This window comes from Paraburkholderia sp. CNPSo 3274, from assembly GCF_024206475.1.
Lineage (GTDB): Bacteria > Pseudomonadota > Gammaproteobacteria > Burkholderiales > Burkholderiaceae > Paraburkholderia.
Window position 1 is genome coordinate 1 of sequence record NZ_JAMBPR010000122.1, and the last position, 15,232, is coordinate 15,232.

A 15,232-nucleotide genomic window follows, 5' to 3' on the forward strand; every position below is an offset into this window, starting at 1 on the left:
GGCTGAAACGATCAACGGCTTGTACAAGGCAGAGGTGATCCATCGCCTCGGACCGTGGCGCAATCCGCAGGCCGTTGAAATGGCGACGCTCGAATGGGTTGACTGGTTCAACAATCGTCGACTATTCGGCCCCATCGGCAACATTCCACCTGCCGAGGCAGAAGCCGCTTATTATTCAAAACTCGCTGGGTCCGCCATCGCGGCGTGACTCAAGCAAAACAGCCTCCGGGAAACCCGGGGCGGTTCAGAGCGACGGCCCCGCGGAGATGGAGTTCCTCTTCGCCGCGCGCACGTACAACTCCTTGAAGCCGTCACCATGGCTATGTCGCAATAAGCCACTGCAGTAAAATCGGTGGCCCGACACCGATGCCAAACACGATGGGCGATACAAAGAAAACGCTGCGCAAGACGCTGCCTGATGGCGTAGGCAAGGTACTGAAGCGGTTGCATTACCCACTGGACGTGATCCTGCTTTGCGTGCGCTGGTATGTGGCTTACTCGTTGAGCCTCGAAATCTCGAGGAAATGATGGCGGAGCGCGGCATCGAAGTCGATCATTCGAGCGTACACCGTTGGGTCATCAAACTCGTGCCGCTGTTTGAGAAGGCGTTCCCCCGACGCAAGCGAGCCGTGGGCAAGAGCTGGAGGACGGACGAAACCTACGTCAAGGTCAAAGGCCACTGGAAATATCTGTATCGCGCCGTCGACAAGCAGGGCAACACGGTCGATTTCCTGTTGCGTGCCCATCGCGACAAGGGCGCCGCGCGCCGCTACTTCGAGAAGGCGATTGACCGGAATGGTGAGCCCGAAACGATTACCGTGGACAAGAGCGGTGCCAATCTGGCCGCGCTCGAAGCGCTTAACGCTGGACGGCCGACGCCGATCAAGATCCGCCAGAACAAGTACCGGTCTGACAGACCAAACCACTGCTGCATAAAGTGGATCTGCAGCATCGTCGCAATCGGAATCGGCGGCCTTCCAGTCTTAGCCATCGGATAGTGCGGTTCGATCAACGCAATCAACCTCGAAGCTGTGTCATCGAGGAACCCCTTAAACCTGCCTTCTCCCAGGATAGTCGACCCAGGCGTCAACTCCAGGACTTTTGCAGACCTTCCCTAAACAACGTCATCGAGCAGGATCACCGTGCCGTCAAACGTATTATCAAGCCGATGATGGGCTTCAAGAATTTCCGGTGCGCACGCATCATCCTTGCCGGCATTGAAATCATGCACATGATCAGCAAGGGGCAGCTGCAAGAAAACGATATCTCACGAACCGCTGCAGATCAGTTCTACTCCCTGATGATATAAGCAGTACTTTTCATTCCTGAACTCGCCACGTCTCGCTCCCCTTATCGCGACACAACCGGATGTCGAGTTCCGCGCCGTGCTCGTCGACGGCGCGCCACAACAGGTACGGTTCACCACACAGGGTAACGAACATCTCGTCGAGGTGCCACGTGTTACCCGGCTTGCGCCGCGCCGCTTTCACACGATGGGCAAAGCCCGCGCCAAACTTCTCGCACCATCGACGAATCGTCTCGTAACTGACCGTCACTCCGCGCTCGAACAGCAACTCTTCGATGTCGCGCAGGCTGAGCTGGAACCGAAAGTACCAACGCACAGCATGGCTGATAACCGACGCCGGGAACCGGTGGCCGTGATAAAGCGATTTCGGTTTCGTCATCGCGTCATGCTACGCGAACACCCCGCCAACGTGACAGAGCCGTTTTGCCCGATCGTAGTATCTCTGCCCTTGATCCGTCAGCGTCACGCGGCGCGTACTTCGGTTAAATAACACCACGCCGAGGCGCCTCTCGAGCGCGCCGATAGCGTTACTGATTGCCGACTGTGAATCGCCGGTTCGATGCGCGGCAGCTGTAAAACTGCCTGCTTCAACCACGGCTACGAAGGCGTTTAATTCGTGGAATCGATCCACTTCAATTCCCCCTAGGAATTAATATTATGGAAAATTAAACTATTATCGTTAGTTCCGACATCACTCACAATGCAGCTCTCTCCACAGCTGCAGGAATGGTGTCATGAATATTGATCTCACTGGCCGCAAGGCCGTCGTTACTGGGTCGACAGCAGGTATCGGCCGAGCCATTGCAGAAGGGCTGGGGCGCGCAGGCGCCGCGGTCGTGATCAACGGCCGCACAGAGAAACGCGTCTCCACGGCGCTTCGGGAGCTTCGCGAACTCTTGCCAAAGGCGGAGTTTACCGGCGTCATCGCAGATCTTGCGACTCCGAAAGGCGCGGCGGACTTGTTCGCGCAGGCGCCGGATGCGGACATTCTCGTCAACAATGTGGGTACTGGGCGTCCGAAGTCCTTCTTCGAAATTGAGGACAGCGAGTGGATCGATCTCTTTGAACTTAACGTCATGAGCGGTATTCGCGCCTCCCGCCACTATGTGCCAAACATGACGAAGCGCGGCTGGGGGCGCGTCGTCTTCATCAGTAGCGAGTCCGCGCTTGCCATCCCCAAGGACATGATCGACTACGCCACGACCAAGACCGCTCAGCTCGCCATTGCGAGGGGCTTGGCCGAGGTGGTCGGCGGAACGGGCGTCACCGTTAATTCGGTTCTCCCTGGTCCGACGAATTCGGAGATCATGGGTGGTTGGGCGCAGGCGAACGCAGATGCGCAAGGCATTACGCGTGAGGAAGCCGAGCAGCAGTTCCTGAAAACGAATCGCCCGACCACGCTCCTCAATCGCTTCGCGACAACCGAAGAAGTCGCAAACCTAGTCGTCTATGTCTGCTCGGAGCAGGCGTCGGCGACAACAGGCACTTCCTTGCGTGTCGACGGCGGTGTCGTTCGGACAATTGCATAGGGCGCCCGCTTTTTCACTCGCTCAACGCGGCCTCGGGAAGGGCCAAACCATCGGTTCCTTCCCGGAGTGGACGACAGCCCAAGTTGAATGTGCGCAAGCGGCTCGCTGCCGGGTCTATGGCTCGGGCCTAAACTTCACGCCGCCTTAGCAAGATCAAAAGCATGCTGGAAGTGCTATTACGAACCAGTTATCGGTTTCAAATCCCAGTTCGAACAGGGTCGACCTATTGAATTGAGCTTGGTGGTTGGTGGGTCAACAGGCGTCCCAAGCACTTCGGAGGCAGTCATCGACGTCTTGTGCTTGCGACCGGCCGTTCAGGGTGGATGTCGGCCGATGACATACCGGCGAAATGAAGGCCGGAGACTCGAGCCTCGTCGAATTGTCGCGCTTGAGGCGCCAGTGCACAGTCAGGTCTTGCGAGTCGCGGCCGATGCAAACGGTGGTGGCTGTCGGTTTCTTGAGCGCGTGATTCACCGGCCCGTCTGGTGAGCGGGCAGAAGTTCTTGATGCGTTTCGCTCGTTCAGCTTCGTTGGGTTTGTGTAGCTCGCTCCGGAATTATGCATAGCGACGGGATGACGGTAAAGGCGGATCGCACACGTATATTCGGCCTTGTTGCGACGTCGATGCTGTCGCGGGCCACGATGAGAACCGCTGACTCGCGCCTTGACGAACTATCGCGCTCGAGGCGCCGGTGCACAGTCAGGCTTGGCGAGTCACGGTCCAACCTGTCCTGTCATCTCCTTCTGTTATGCCACGCGACCAGATGATCGTTTTCTCCTTTCTGTCGTTGGCGAATCACTAACGGATCACGTCGGTTTCGTACTGGTGAAATCCGGCTGATATGGTCGGCCATGAGCGAGAACTGCCCAGATGACACGCACCAGCTTGTTGGCCAGCCCAACGATCATGACGTTGAACGGCCTCCGCTTTGCAAGTTGATCGGCCCACGGACTAAACGAGCTGCGATGGGTACAGAGCGACCTTGCACAATGCACGAGCAGGGTACGCAAATAGGGGTCACCTCGTTTACTGATCCCCAGTAACGTCGTTCTACCACCCGATCCAACTTGCCGTGGCACGAGGCCTAGCGCCGCCGCGAATTCGCGTCCAGATTTGAAGGTTTTCGCGTCACCGATTGTCGCGACCGCAGCGGTTGCGGTCAGGACGCCAACGCCTGGAATTGCGCCAATCGCCTGCACGCTCGCGTCCTCGCTCATCCAATGCCTGAGCCGCTGCTCGATGCGCGCGATCTGCTCATCCAGTTGCGTTAGGGCAGCCCACTGTTCGCGTAGAGTTTCAACCAGCGGGCCCGGAATCTGAACGCTGGCACGATCCAGGACTGCGGAGATGTTGGCGTCGAAGGCCCGCCTGCTTGCCGGCATGACCTGCCCGTATTTGCCCAGAAGACCGCGAATGCAGTTGATCTGCGACGTGCGGAACTTGACGAGTTGTTGCCGCAGGCGATGCAAACCGAGGACCGCCTGCTGCGCTTCGGTTTTGATTGCAACGGTGTTGCCCGGCTGCTGGACCGCGAGCCAGATCGCCCGCGCGTCCGCTGCATCGTTTTTGTTCCGATATTGAACGCCTTCGCAAACCGTGGCGCCATCAACCTGACCTGATGCCCCATCTGCGTTAGCGATCGCGCCCAATGTTGCGAGCCGCCACATGCTTCCATACCGATCAGGAAGGGTCCCCGATTGGCGAAATATTCGAGGAAAGCAGAGCGCTTCAGCGGTTTGTTGATGACTTCACCGCTACTCGGATCAAAGTAGTGAATTTGGCAGACATTCTTCCCTATGTCGATTCCTACAGGCGTGAGCTTCATCGTTGCCTCCGTTCGGATGTACCGCACGAGCATGATGTGCCACCTGCGCAGCGGCGTTCATCCCATCGAACTACGCAGCGGCGCGCCGCGACCAGCTCTTCAAGCACTTTGGGATCGAGCCGCCGGACAGCCCCTGGGCGCGATGAGATCTACAAGGACTATGCCGCGCCGATCATCCGCCGTGTCGAGGGCAATGACCGCGCGGACCTCGCGACGTTCGGCATTGTCCCGCGGTGCCATATCCCAGAGGGCGTGAAGGCGTTCGACACGATGAACGCGCGCTCTGAGACAGTTGGTGAAAAGCGCTCATTCAGCGGAGCGTGGAAGAAGCTGCAACTCGCTTTGATACCGTGCGAGGCCATCTACGAGCCTAATTACGAGAGCGGCAAGGCGGTACGCTGGCGCATCGGCCTGGCTGATCACGCACCGTTCGCGGTCGCCGGCCTGTGGCACGAGTGGAGCGAGCCCGAGGGCCGTGCGCTGTCGTTCACGATGCTAACCCTGAACACCGAGTCGCATCTGCTGATGCGGCGCTTCCACAAGCCCGGTGCCGAGAAGCGCAGCGTGATCATCGTGCCGCTCGACCAGCATGAGAACTGGCTCGCGTGCCGCTCGACCGATGAGGCCCGGTCGTTTTTGTCGCTGTATCCCGCGGGCGACATGAGCGCAGAGGCCGCCCCGGCACCACCGCGCAAACCGAAGGCGACTGCGACATCAGAGTCGTAAAGTGCGCCTCGCTATCCAACAAGCGTCAACAGGCTCGGGGAGATCGCCCGGCGGAAACTCGCGGTTGCTTCGCTTCAGTACAAGCGAGTTTCCGCCGGGCGATTTCCTTGAGTTCGGAAAAGTCGCGTAGAACGACCGCAGCGCGTTTCGCGTTGACGCTGTCAGATCGGGCATGGTCGCAATTTTCACCATTCCAATTTGTACACGGCGATCCGGTCCCTCATATCTACAGGATCGATAACATTATCTAAGTCATCCGCTCGAAATACCGACGTCCCCTCGGAATCTGCGTGAATTATGAAATAGCGTGCAACGCAGTGAGCACTCTCAAGCCTGGTGGTTGCCGACATTACCACCTGAGCGCAGCGCCCTGGCCTCGAATTCGCGCGCCTGCTTCATGTGCTTACGCTTCTGTTCGAGGGTGCCGAGCGCCGAATAAAGGTCGCCGAGTTCGGCAAATGCATTTTCCGACTCGAACACGTTCTTGCATTCGAGAAGCATCGCGTATGCCTCGGCGTAGCGCCCCAGATCGATCAGCGGGCCATTGTCGTTGAATCGGTTGCGCGCCAGTTCGAGCGGCAAGGCGCCACGCCGGCGATGGGCGGCGCGCGCCTTGCCGTTGTACTTCAGGGAAGCGCGCCACGCGGCGCGCGCGCGGGTCTCCCAGTCGAGCGCTTGCGTGCCCTCGTGGCTCATTGCCGCAGCGAGGCAAGCTCTGCCGTATTGAGACGCGGCGTCGCTCGCCGTATCGAAGATCACGTTGCGCACGTTCCAGTCCAGCATGGCTTCCAGCGGCCCCGGCTTGCCCGCCGCGATCATTCGCCGGCGCAATTCGGGCAGGTGCGTCAACACCTCGCCGTACTGTGCCTTTTGCGCGAGCAACTGAAGCTGCTGCCCGAGCGCGGACAACTCGCTCCACGTGCCGGCCCCGGCGAGGCTCGCATAGCGGTGATGCAGCTTCGCATAAGCCCGCGCTTTCTCGATGTCTACGGACTGCCAGGCATTCGCAAGATCTTTGCACACCGGCGCCGCCACCCCGAAGTTGTCCGCGCGCTCGGCCGCATCGAGCACGGCCTCCCAGCGCTCCACGGCTTCGCGCCAAAAGCCGGCCCGATCCAGCACGCTTGCCAGCAGAGTCTGGGTGATCAACGCCTTCGGTGTTTTCGCGGTGGCGGCCGCCATGCGCGTGACGACGGGAAGCAACATCGCGGTCGCGCGCGGCGAGTCGTCCACGCGCATCACCCGCTCGATCATCTGCGAGGCAAGATCCCATTCGCCGTTGCGCAGCAGATAGGGAAACGCAGACCAGCCTGCCAGCGCGACCGTGGCGCCGGCATTCGCCACCCGCGCCGCATTGTCCATGGTCACGCGCATGAGGTGATACCAGTAATTCACCATCACCTCGTCAACGCGCGTCTGGAATTGCACGGCCGCCTCGGCCCGCCCCGCGCGCGCCACCTCCGGGTGAATCGCGAAGGCGGCGTGGGCGCGTTGCCCCGCGGCGGCGCGCAGCTCGACGAGCCCGCAGCTTTCGAGCCGTGCGATCGCCGCGCGCATGTCCACATGCTGTGCGCCGTGCGATGTTTCGCGCCAGAGCGCCGGCCAATTGGCTTCGACGACCGCGCTGCGCCGGTCGTCCGGCTCCATTGCGCAAAGCAGATGGAACACCGTTCTCACGGACTTCGAGAGCGCGCGAGACAGCGCGCGCGTCCAGCTATCGAGCTGATCGAGGAACGCCTGAACGTCGCGGTGGGTTTCGCCGCGAACCAGGTAAGCGTCGGCTGCGTCCGCATCGGCCTGCCCGGGACCGCCGATGTCTCGCAACCGCCGTGCGAGGCGTTCCGGCTCGGCGGCGAGCCGCTCCGCGAACTCGATCAGCTTCGGGTGGCCCTGCACCGCCCGCAAGGTGTCGCGCAACAATTCGCGGCCGCGCGCGGCACGGACAGTGGGCGAACGGCCTTCGAGCAGCGCCCGCAGATTGGGTAGCTCGCGGATCAGCAGCAAGGTTTCGTCGAGCGGCAAGGCATGCACGGTCAGCAGAACGAAGGAAGCGGGCATGCCGGTGGGGACGATGCGGCTCGACATCGCCACGCGCGACGTACCGCCGTGATCGTGGAAGGCGCGCATCAGCATCGACCAACGCTGGTCACACCAGTGACCACTGGCCGTCAAAAGCGTTTCCACGTTGTCGATCACGATCAGAACGGTGCTCGTCTCCAGCGTTTGCCGAAGCACCGGCAGCCATTGGGCCAGCGCGGCCTCGCTCGCGACGGCATGAAGCATGGCGATGCCGGGCAACTGCGTTTCCATCGCGAGCGCGAGCGCGCTCAAGGTCATCGAAGCGTCGGCGTTCAATTCGGGCGCCCTGTACCAGACGACCCGTTCGAAGCGAGCCGCCCGGAGATGATGCCAGGCCAGTTCCACCACGCAGGCGGTCTTTCCCGCTCCCGCCATGCCGTGAAACAGCACGCCCCGGCTGGCGGCATGCTAGAGGTAAGCGAGGGCCGTGAGCGCCAGAGCGATCGCGAGACCCGCCTGCCAGCCGCGCAGCGTGGCCGGCGCCCCATGCCGCTCTTTTTCCCCAGCACAGCGCACGCAAGCGAGCCGGCTGCCGTCGCGAACAGCACGTCTTGCACTGCGGCGAGGGCAATCTGCGCGGCGACGAGCGGCTCCATGATCACTTCACCGTGAACGTGTAGTGCCCCTGCGTGCGATGCCCGTCCGCGGCGACAGCGACCCACGAGACCGTATAGACACCCGGCGTCAGCGGGTTCAACGACACCGACATGTGCTTGCTGTTCGACGGGTCGACCACGGTCTTGCCGCTGGTGACGGCGCCGCCGTGCGCGTCCGTGACGGTGATCGAGCTGAAGGCGGGCTCAAGGCTGTCGTCGAAATCAATCGCGACGTCCTTCTGCGAGGCGGGGACGGCCGAGCCCGCCGCCGGCGCCTGATGGGTCGGGTAGGCGTGCGCGTGGGCGAGTTGCGCGAGTGTCAATGCCAGCGCGGCGGCGCCGCCGCGCATCGAAAGGGAGATCAGAGCGGTTTTCATTGTCCGAAGAGCGGTTTACCCAGAGAGTTAGGGAAGATGTCGTCGAAATACATGTGAGCCTGCAACAGTATTCCCGTATGCGTACCGCTCGCGCGATTGACGGGAATCTGCGCCTCGATGCCGAACTGCCCGTAGCGGTTGATCCAGATGAAGCCGGGGTTGATCGTCCCCGTCGTGTGGCCGGAGCATGCGCCCGCCGTGCAGGTGCTCATCGGGAATTCGACGACCGGCACCAGATTGCTGATCGGCTGGGGCAGCCCGAGGTCCTTCACCTGGGATTGCAGGTAGGGAATGCTGTACTGGAGCGTGACACCCCAGCCGAGCGAGTTCGGTCCGGTATCGGACGAGGCGGTCGTCAGGTTGGGACCAATCGTGCCGGTGATGGCGAACGGCCGCAGGTAACCGAGTGATGCGGGCAGGTCGCCGAAGCCCTTGCCGAAATAAGCGGTCGGGGTGAACGTCGAAAACGAATTCGCAATCGATCTGGCGCCGGTGCCGCCGAGTGTGGCGAGCAGTCCGACCGACGCCATGAATTCGTGCGGTGCGTTCGTGTACACAAGATATTTGACGCCGAGCGTGAAATTGTCCCAGCCCTTCGCGCTGCCATCCGGCGAGTTCAAGCTCGTGTAGTTACTCGCGACGCTGAACGCGAGATTCCTGGTGATCAACTTGTCCCATTCATACGACACAGTGTTCACGTTCATGTCGTCGCCGTTGCTGTCAGGCGTCTTGATGTGGCCGTACTCCAGGTTGAATTCATCGCCGACGCCGGGATCGTCGACCGCCATCGTGGCAGGGAATACGCGATCGCCGACCACCGCGTGGGCCGACGCATCGATTGATACCAGGCACGGCGCGAGCGCGCACAGCGCTGCGGCGCCCCGTTTGAGAGTGGTTCGCATGTTCAGGTCCTGATCGAATTGTGGTGAAGCGCCCTCGCACGCGGCTCCCTGCCGAGGACGAGCAAGCCCCGGCGGGGGGGCGCACGGCAGGCGCGCGCCAGCGCAGCGATGCCGCTCACCGGCATCGCCACATTGGCTGGAAAACGTCTGCGAAGATCAGGACCAGGCGGGGGGAGCGCGCGGCTGAGCCGGCGTCAGCACCGTGTACGGGCGGAACGCGGCGGTGACGAGGGGGGCAGGAAAGGAGGGGCGCAGCGGCGCGACGCTCGATGCGACGGCCACGCCAGGCAAGGCTGGCGAGTGCGCGAACAGTCCGCAATAGGGGCATGCGTCGCACAGCGACGACGAATCGGAGCCATGGTGGTGCCCGGCATGGGCATCCAACGCGACCTCAACCGCCGGATGATGGTGATGGGAATGATGCTCGTGATGCTCGACGTCGCCATGCACGCCGCGCAGCACCTGGGACACCGTAGGCGCGACCACGCTCAGCAGGATGGCAAGCATCCCGAGCCAGGCACCGATCTTCTGACGGTGGCGGTTGAGCATGGCGAATCGGCGAGACGTAAAAAATTGGCAGAGGAACGGTCGAGCCATCGCCGCTCTTCACCGGCGGCTGGTCGAGCGCGGCCAGTTTGCAACAGGAAGTGCAACGATTAGGTGGCCGAGCGTACCAAATCTTTCGCCTATGGTGAGGTTCCCCATCGCACAGTGGCAATTTGACGCTACGGGCTAATTGTAGTGTGGCGGCACGCCGAGCCCGAATCAGTGCAGGGTCTTTCGCCCGGGCCTGGGCGAAAACGTTGCCGCCATCAGGGTTAGCTGGAGATAGTCGCAAGTATTGCTTCATGTCAGGGCATCTGTGTCTCACGGGGAATGGCGAGCGACAACGACAGCCGGCAGATGTCCCATATGAATCCACTGAGCTCACGGGCAACTGCGACTACCGCGACATTCTTCTCCTTGCCGCGCGCGACGAGTTTGCGATAGCGTCGGCAAAGGCGTACCTGCGCGTCCCAGGCTCGATCTACAATTGGCTTGGGCAAGCCCTCATGACGACGCTGGATATCCGGGCTTACGCGAGCAGGGTGCCGGTAGCTCCATGCAGCTTCAACCCGCAGCTTTCTCGCATAACTGTTGCCGCTTTTAGTGATGCTGCCCTGACGGCGCTTGCCACCCGATGAGTGCTCGGATGGTGTCACCCCCAACCATGCCATCAGCTGGCGTGGGTGCACGAAGCGCGAGAGATCCCCCAGCTCGGCGAGCATACCCACCGCCGTGGTGAACTGAATGCCGCGCATGGCCTGCAGGCCCAGCACGACCGGATAGAAGCGCCAGCTGACGACTGCCTCACGCAGTGCCGACTCCAGCCGGTCGCATTGCGCGAGCCGGTCCTCGATCGCGCGCCGCTGCTCTTCGAACGCAAACTGCTGCCACGTACTGTCGAAGCTATACGCACTCAGCCAGCGTCGGTGCGCTGGTCCCCAGTCAGCACAGCCGGTATAGCGCACGCCGTGCGAAAGCAGAAAGGCCTTCACCCGTTGTCGTGCCCGCTTCAAGTCGTCTTTGGCAATTACCCATGCCCGTGCCAGATCCCGGAATGCTTCATCTTCGACGCCGGGCACGTACACTGCCGACAGGTCGCCAGCACGCAATGATCGAACGAGCTTGACGGCGTCACGTCGGTCAGTCTTGATGCGCTCACCAGGCTTCCTGGGAATCAGCGACGGCGCGCACACCATGCACTGGAAGCCTTTCTGGACAAGCTGACGGTAAAGCCCATATCCGCACGGGCCCGCTTCATAGACGACGCTGATGCATCGCGCTTTCGATTGCAATCGCTTGCACAGACGCTCCACGTCGGCTTGAGTGGTACCGATCTTGCCGAGCAATTCAACCTCGCCCGCTCCAATCGCATAGGCGGCTGTGATCGAATCCTTATGAACATCGAGACCCACATAAAGAGTGCTATCGTGTTCTACGCTGGCCTCCGTCTCGGAAATCGCCGGGTGCGGCACGCCCGCACCGTGCGGCTCTGACAGCAATGCTAACCCGCGTTTGATTCCGCTGCGGCAGGCCGGCCTCTGTATCGCAGGAAGTCATACTGCCTACCCAGCGCAAACAGTGTCCGTTCTTTGTCGTACTGGGCGCGCTAATCAAGGTCGCGTCGACCGCTGACCCTGCCTTCAACATCAAGCCTTTTTCACTCAGGATCTCATTGACCAGTGCGAGCATCTGCGCGGCCAGACCGTGCGTTTCGAGAAGATGACGGAACCGCAGAATCGTGCTCTCGTCCGGTAAACGCGTCATACCTTCGTCCAGTTCCGCAAACTCACGATACAGCGGCACGTCATAAAATGCCTCTTCCATCGCCGGGTCTGACAGACCAAACCACTGCTGCATGAAGTGGATCTGCAGCATCGTCGCAACTGGAAACGGCGGCCTTCCAGTCTTACCCTTCGGATAGTGCGGTTCGATCAGCGCAATCAACTTCGACCATGGCACAACGCGCCTCATCTCATCGAGAAATTCCCGCTTGCGCGTGCGTTTCGTTGAAAGATCCAGACCAAGACCGAACTGTGTCATCGAGGAACTCCTTTAACTCGCGTTCTTCCAGGATAGGCCAACCAGACATCAACTCCAGGACTTTTGCAGACCTTCCCTAGTTCGCGTGATTTGGAAGCGCGATTATCCCCAGGCCGAGCCGGGTCGCGAGAAATGCGCAACGAACAGAAAATTAAAACGCCACCCCATGGGTGGCGCTGTTTCATAGGGTCATCGCGGCCCTTGACCCTCTAGGACCTCCCCCGTCACCAGATAGCTCAAGCGAGCGGCGGCGGCACGCACAGCGGATGCTGGCGCAGCCGCTCATAGACCGAATGGTCGACAAAGCGCTCGTATTGCGACGTCACCTGGGCACGCATCGACGCAACCGCTTCCGACGACAGAACGATTGCCGCGCTGCCACGCACGCGACGCGACGGATACATGAATCCATCAGGCCTAGACTGAGCGTCGACCTGCGAGATGGCTGCATGCACGCGGGCGCCGAACTCCTGGCACCAGTCGTAATCCGGACTCGATAGCTGGTCATAAATGCCGAGGCGGCTCGACGCTTCGCCATTGAAGTTCCAGAGCAGCAAGTCCCGGGGGAATAACAGCGTCGCAATCAGTCCGTTACGCTCAGCAGCCGGGTCGATGTAGAACGTGCCGGGCCGGGTGACGTCGTTCAGACAGAAACGCGCCTCCCAAACCGTCGTGTCTGGCTGCGGCGCAAGATACAACCACCAGAACGGCACCGTGCCGTCGGCTGCACGAAGGGAATCGGGCGGACCGAAGCGATACGGGCGCGGTGCCTTCTCTGGAAGCACTGCGTGACGTGACCAGGCCGCGCGATAGAGCGGCTCGCCGCTTTTGATTTGCACGATCTCGGTTGCGAGACCGGTGATGATTTGCCCGACGGTCGGCATTGCTACGCCGACAACGCCGGGCGGTTCCAACAGTTTATTTTTCTGCATGGGTGGGCCGTTTAGTGCGCCACGCCTTCCCTCTGACGCTTAATTGCGACGAGAACGCGCCGCTGCCTTTCCGCGGCAGACAGTTGCAAAAGGCGCATCTGGCTGCTGTGGGGGGTTCCGCGGCCTGCGAACATCCTTCCGGCGAGCAATTCGGCCGGCGCAAGCTCGTTCAGTTCGTCCAGCGCTGTCACGAGAAAGGCGTGAACCTCAGTCGTCACAGACCCTCGAAGCTCAGACAAAACCGCAGGAAGCAGCTCCGGCACCGGCGGTACAAATTGCCATTCCGGAAACACGCGGCCGTTGCTCTGGCCGGGCGGCTTCACACAGTAGAACCGGTTTGTGTCCACGCATCGATACAAGCTGGCGAGCGAGAGTTGAACCAGTCTCTGTCCTATCACATCCGAGGGCTTGAGATTGCCCACAGGCAACGACACCGGCGCAGCACCTTGGGACGCACCCGCCTCGATGACAAGCATCTCGGTGATGCGCTCTTCAAGAGCGTTGCGAACCAGGCGATGGAGCTGCTCATCAACCAAACCGGGTGCAATTTTCTCACGCAGAACCCCTTCAATATCCGCCGCGAAAATCTCTGCTACGTCCCGCGCTACGCGAGCACCCGAACTGCGATTTCCATCGGCCAGAATCGCGTGAATCTTGATTCCGCCGACACCATGGTTCCGGTCGTCGTTTACATGTGGCATATCGATCTCCTTCAGACGAGATACGGCGGAGCGCCAAGCGGATTCATCCGTTTGGCGATTGCCGCTGCGCTGCCCGTTTCAGCCGTCGGCGCGTTACTTGATTTGACACGGATGTGAAGGGCGCGCACGAGAGCACGCTTGCTGGCCAGATCACGATGGATGTCCGAGAGTTCGCGCCACGCGGCAAGGAAAAAATCCCTCGCGAGCCGCACACTCGATGTCCAGCCACTGTCGACGACAACGTAGCTTGTGCGTCGGCGCAATTTGCCGCCCCAAAGGCGCTCCACTGCCCGCGAGGTCTGGGACTGCACAAGCGTGCGGGTAGGACGGCCGAAGTACTGACCCAATATCGCGAGCAGGCCGCGATCCGCGCCGTCGTTGCGTCCATACCTCACGCTCATCGGCTCAAGCAAAAGCTCACCGTCGAGCAGATCCTTTAAATTCGTTTCTTCAAACCTGCCGGAAGGCTCCAATGAGTCGGGCAAAACATCTGGCTCAGGCAGAAACCCGCTTTCCGTTTCCCAAGGCATGGCGGACCCCGATGGTTCGCGCAGCGCGTACTCCCCCGCAAGCACGGGTGAGGGCGGAAAAAGACATCCCTTGATGCGTTCAGCGACGACCATACAGTCATGAATTGCTTGCTCAAGATCGACCATGCGACCACCCTCGTGAAACTCGGAATGCTTCTATGGTACATAGATTTCTCATTTTTCGCAATTTTCGCTATTTTCTTGCCCAAAGCCCCCCGGGACAGTCCGACGCCGTCAGCCTTCGTAGCCTCCCTAAACAGAATCCCTTCGATCGGCTCGGCTGACGGCGTCCGTCGCGTGCGCCAAGTGACTTCACCGACCGCGAGGCCATCCCGCACTGCCGCCTTTGTCGAGCGCGTCAACCAATATCACTACGGTCAAGCTGCACTGGTGCGAACCACTCCGATGTGATCAGAAAAGCCCCGCTTGCCTCATGTCCCGCGCCGGCGGCAGGGACGCCCGGGCGCGCCGGGCACCGCGGCGGCGCGCGAGCCGCCGCACGTGCGCGACCAGTTCCGCCCTCACCTCACCCATCATGAGCACCAGCGCGTACAGGCGCACGCCGTCCGGGCCGGGTTCGGAACTCGACCCCGGGCGGGCGCGCAGCGAGGCGCGCAGGGCCAGGCGCCGAGCCCGGTCGAGCAGCTGGGCGCGGCTCATCCCCGGCCAGCACGCGGCCATGAGCGCCGCGACCGCCGGCGGCAGGGTTTCGGGGGCACAGCCGGCGGGCAGCGCAAGGGCAACGAGTTCGACACCCGCTCCCTGTTTGGCAAGCCATAAGGCCGCCGCTGGGACGGCGCCGGATCGGTCGCGGCGTGCCGGCTGAGGGTCCGGGGCGGGGCCACCGATATCAAAAACCGACATTTGCGAACATCATCAAGTCTGATAACTGGTATTGAACTAACCCGCTGAAGCGGGAGGTGGTGGTTGGCCAGCGACATCGGCTCCGGGATCATCTGCAGGGCCCCTCTGCTCGAGTGCGACGATGGCAGTGCAATTTGCTGCCGTGACCATTCAGAGCGGAGTCCACCATGACACCCCTACGTCGACGCATGATCGAGGATATGCGCGTGCGCAACCTCGCGGCCAACACGCAACGCGTGTATCTCCAGCAGGTGAGCAACTTTGCCAAGCACTTCGGG

12 protein-coding genes and 7 pseudogenes are annotated in these 15,232 nt (G+C 61.3%); 5 read left to right on the forward strand and 14 right to left on the reverse strand.

Going from position 1 to position 15,232, the window contains the following annotated elements; genetic code table 11:
* Window positions 1-208 (forward strand): annotated as a pseudogene (locus M3I54_RS41075) (IS3 family transposase); the annotation flags it as partial.
* 170 nt (window positions 209-378) lie between these two features.
* Window positions 379-905, forward strand: a pseudogene (locus M3I54_RS41080) (IS6 family transposase); the annotation flags it as partial.
* Window positions 906-907: 2 nt separating this feature from the next.
* On the opposite strand, the pseudogene M3I54_RS41085 reads toward M3I54_RS41080, so the two are convergent.
* A pseudogene (locus M3I54_RS41085) lies at window positions 908-1,072 on the reverse strand (transposase); the annotation flags it as partial.
* A gap of 42 nt (window positions 1,073-1,114) precedes the next feature.
* Here M3I54_RS41085 and M3I54_RS45580 point away from each other — a divergent pair.
* Window positions 1,115-1,309: pseudogene (locus tag M3I54_RS45580) on the forward strand (DDE-type integrase/transposase/recombinase); the annotation flags it as partial.
* 40 nt (window positions 1,310-1,349) lie between these two features.
* Here M3I54_RS45580 and M3I54_RS41095 read toward each other — a convergent pair.
* Both M3I54_RS41095 and M3I54_RS41100 read right to left on the reverse strand, forming a co-directional pair.
* Window positions 1,350-1,685: pseudogene (locus M3I54_RS41095) on the reverse strand (transposase); the annotation flags it as partial.
* A gap of 9 nt (window positions 1,686-1,694) precedes the next feature.
* Window positions 1,695-1,937 carry a LysR family transcriptional regulator gene (locus M3I54_RS41100; RefSeq protein ID WP_309249680.1) on the reverse strand — a complete coding sequence of 81 codons (243 nt, stop codon included), beginning with the start codon at window positions 1,935-1,937 and terminating at the stop codon, window positions 1,695-1,697.
* Window positions 1,938-2,040: 103 nt separating this feature from the next.
* On the opposite strand from M3I54_RS41100, the gene M3I54_RS41105 reads away from it, so the two are divergent.
* Window positions 2,041-2,835, forward strand: coding sequence for an SDR family NAD(P)-dependent oxidoreductase (locus M3I54_RS41105; RefSeq protein WP_031356643.1), 795 nt, complete (start codon window positions 2,041-2,043; stop codon window positions 2,833-2,835).
* A gap of 807 nt (window positions 2,836-3,642) precedes the next feature.
* On the opposite strand, the pseudogene M3I54_RS41110 reads toward M3I54_RS41105, so the two are convergent.
* Window positions 3,643-4,661 (reverse strand): annotated as a pseudogene (locus tag M3I54_RS41110) (IS110 family transposase).
* Between M3I54_RS41110 and M3I54_RS41115 the strand changes: the two are divergent.
* Window positions 4,608-5,387 carry an SOS response-associated peptidase gene (locus tag M3I54_RS41115; protein WP_254345854.1) on the forward strand — a complete coding sequence of 260 codons (780 nt, stop codon included), beginning with the start codon at window positions 4,608-4,610 and terminating at the stop codon, window positions 5,385-5,387. The pseudogene M3I54_RS41110 and the gene M3I54_RS41115 sit on opposite strands and share 54 nt — an antisense overlap.
* A gap of 327 nt (window positions 5,388-5,714) precedes the next feature.
* On the opposite strand, the gene M3I54_RS41120 is transcribed toward M3I54_RS41115, so the two are convergent.
* From M3I54_RS41120 to M3I54_RS41165, 10 genes and pseudogenes are all read right to left on the reverse strand, one after another.
* Complete coding sequence (locus M3I54_RS41120; protein WP_254345856.1) at window positions 5,715-7,841, reverse strand: hypothetical protein; 2,127 nt, start codon at window positions 7,839-7,841, stop codon at window positions 5,715-5,717.
* Window positions 7,842-8,064: 223 nt separating this feature from the next.
* Window positions 8,065-8,439, reverse strand: coding sequence for a copper resistance protein CopC (locus M3I54_RS41125; protein ID WP_254345858.1), 375 nt, complete (start codon window positions 8,437-8,439; stop codon window positions 8,065-8,067).
* Window positions 8,436-9,341 (reverse strand): hypothetical protein, encoded by a 906-nt coding sequence (locus M3I54_RS41130; RefSeq protein WP_254345860.1) that lies wholly within the window; start codon window positions 9,339-9,341, stop codon window positions 8,436-8,438. The genes M3I54_RS41125 and M3I54_RS41130 overlap by 4 nt, the downstream gene beginning before the upstream one ends.
* Window positions 9,342-9,497: 156 nt before the next feature.
* On the reverse strand, window positions 9,498-9,890 hold the full coding sequence (locus M3I54_RS41135) for a DUF2946 domain-containing protein (protein ID WP_254345862.1): 393 nt from the start codon (window positions 9,888-9,890) through the stop codon (window positions 9,498-9,500).
* Window positions 9,891-10,192: 302 nt separating this feature from the next.
* Window positions 10,193-11,344 carry an IS110 family transposase gene (locus M3I54_RS41140; RefSeq protein WP_254345874.1) on the reverse strand — a complete coding sequence of 384 codons (1,152 nt, stop codon included), beginning with the start codon at window positions 11,342-11,344 and terminating at the stop codon, window positions 10,193-10,195.
* A gap of 127 nt (window positions 11,345-11,471) precedes the next feature.
* Window positions 11,472-11,927, reverse strand: a pseudogene (locus M3I54_RS41145) (IS5 family transposase); the annotation flags it as partial.
* 236 nt (window positions 11,928-12,163) lie between these two features.
* Window positions 12,164-12,811, reverse strand: coding sequence for an RES family NAD+ phosphorylase (locus M3I54_RS41150; RefSeq protein WP_254345864.1), 648 nt, complete (start codon window positions 12,809-12,811; stop codon window positions 12,164-12,166).
* A gap of 59 nt (window positions 12,812-12,870) precedes the next feature.
* Window positions 12,871-13,560: a hypothetical protein gene (locus M3I54_RS41155; protein WP_254345866.1), complete on the reverse strand. Its 690-nt coding sequence runs from the start codon at window positions 13,558-13,560 to the stop codon at window positions 12,871-12,873.
* 11 nt (window positions 13,561-13,571) lie between these two features.
* Window positions 13,572-14,216 carry a hypothetical protein gene (locus M3I54_RS41160; protein ID WP_254345868.1) on the reverse strand — a complete coding sequence of 215 codons (645 nt, stop codon included), beginning with the start codon at window positions 14,214-14,216 and terminating at the stop codon, window positions 13,572-13,574.
* Between the two features lie 285 nt (window positions 14,217-14,501).
* Window positions 14,502-14,954 (reverse strand): hypothetical protein, encoded by a 453-nt coding sequence (locus M3I54_RS41165; protein ID WP_254345870.1) that lies wholly within the window; start codon window positions 14,952-14,954, stop codon window positions 14,502-14,504.
* Window positions 14,955-15,232: the final 278 nt, after the last annotated feature.

Coding starts and splice junctions, on each gene's coding strand:
- M3I54_RS41105 (WP_031356643.1), top strand. CDS start 2,041: ATGAATATTGATCTCACTGGCCGCAAGGCCGTCGTTACTGGGTCGACA.
- M3I54_RS41120 (WP_254345856.1), bottom strand. CDS start 7,841: ATGGCGGGAGCGGGAAAGACCGCCTGCGTGGTGGAACTGGCCTGGCAT.
- M3I54_RS41125 (WP_254345858.1), bottom strand. CDS start 8,439: ATGAAAACCGCTCTGATCTCCCTTTCGATGCGCGGCGGCGCCGCCGCG.
- M3I54_RS41130 (WP_254345860.1), bottom strand. CDS start 9,341: ATGCGAACCACTCTCAAACGGGGCGCCGCAGCGCTGTGCGCGCTCGCG.
- M3I54_RS41135 (WP_254345862.1), bottom strand. CDS start 9,890: ATGCTCAACCGCCACCGTCAGAAGATCGGTGCCTGGCTCGGGATGCTT.
- M3I54_RS41150 (WP_254345864.1), bottom strand. CDS start 12,811: ATGCCGACCGTCGGGCAAATCATCACCGGTCTCGCAACCGAGATCGTG.
- M3I54_RS41155 (WP_254345866.1), bottom strand. CDS start 13,560: ATGCCACATGTAAACGACGACCGGAACCATGGTGTCGGCGGAATCAAG.
- M3I54_RS41160 (WP_254345868.1), bottom strand. CDS start 14,216: ATGGTCGATCTTGAGCAAGCAATTCATGACTGTATGGTCGTCGCTGAA.
- M3I54_RS41165 (WP_254345870.1), bottom strand. CDS start 14,954: ATGTCGGTTTTTGATATCGGTGGCCCCGCCCCGGACCCTCAGCCGGCA.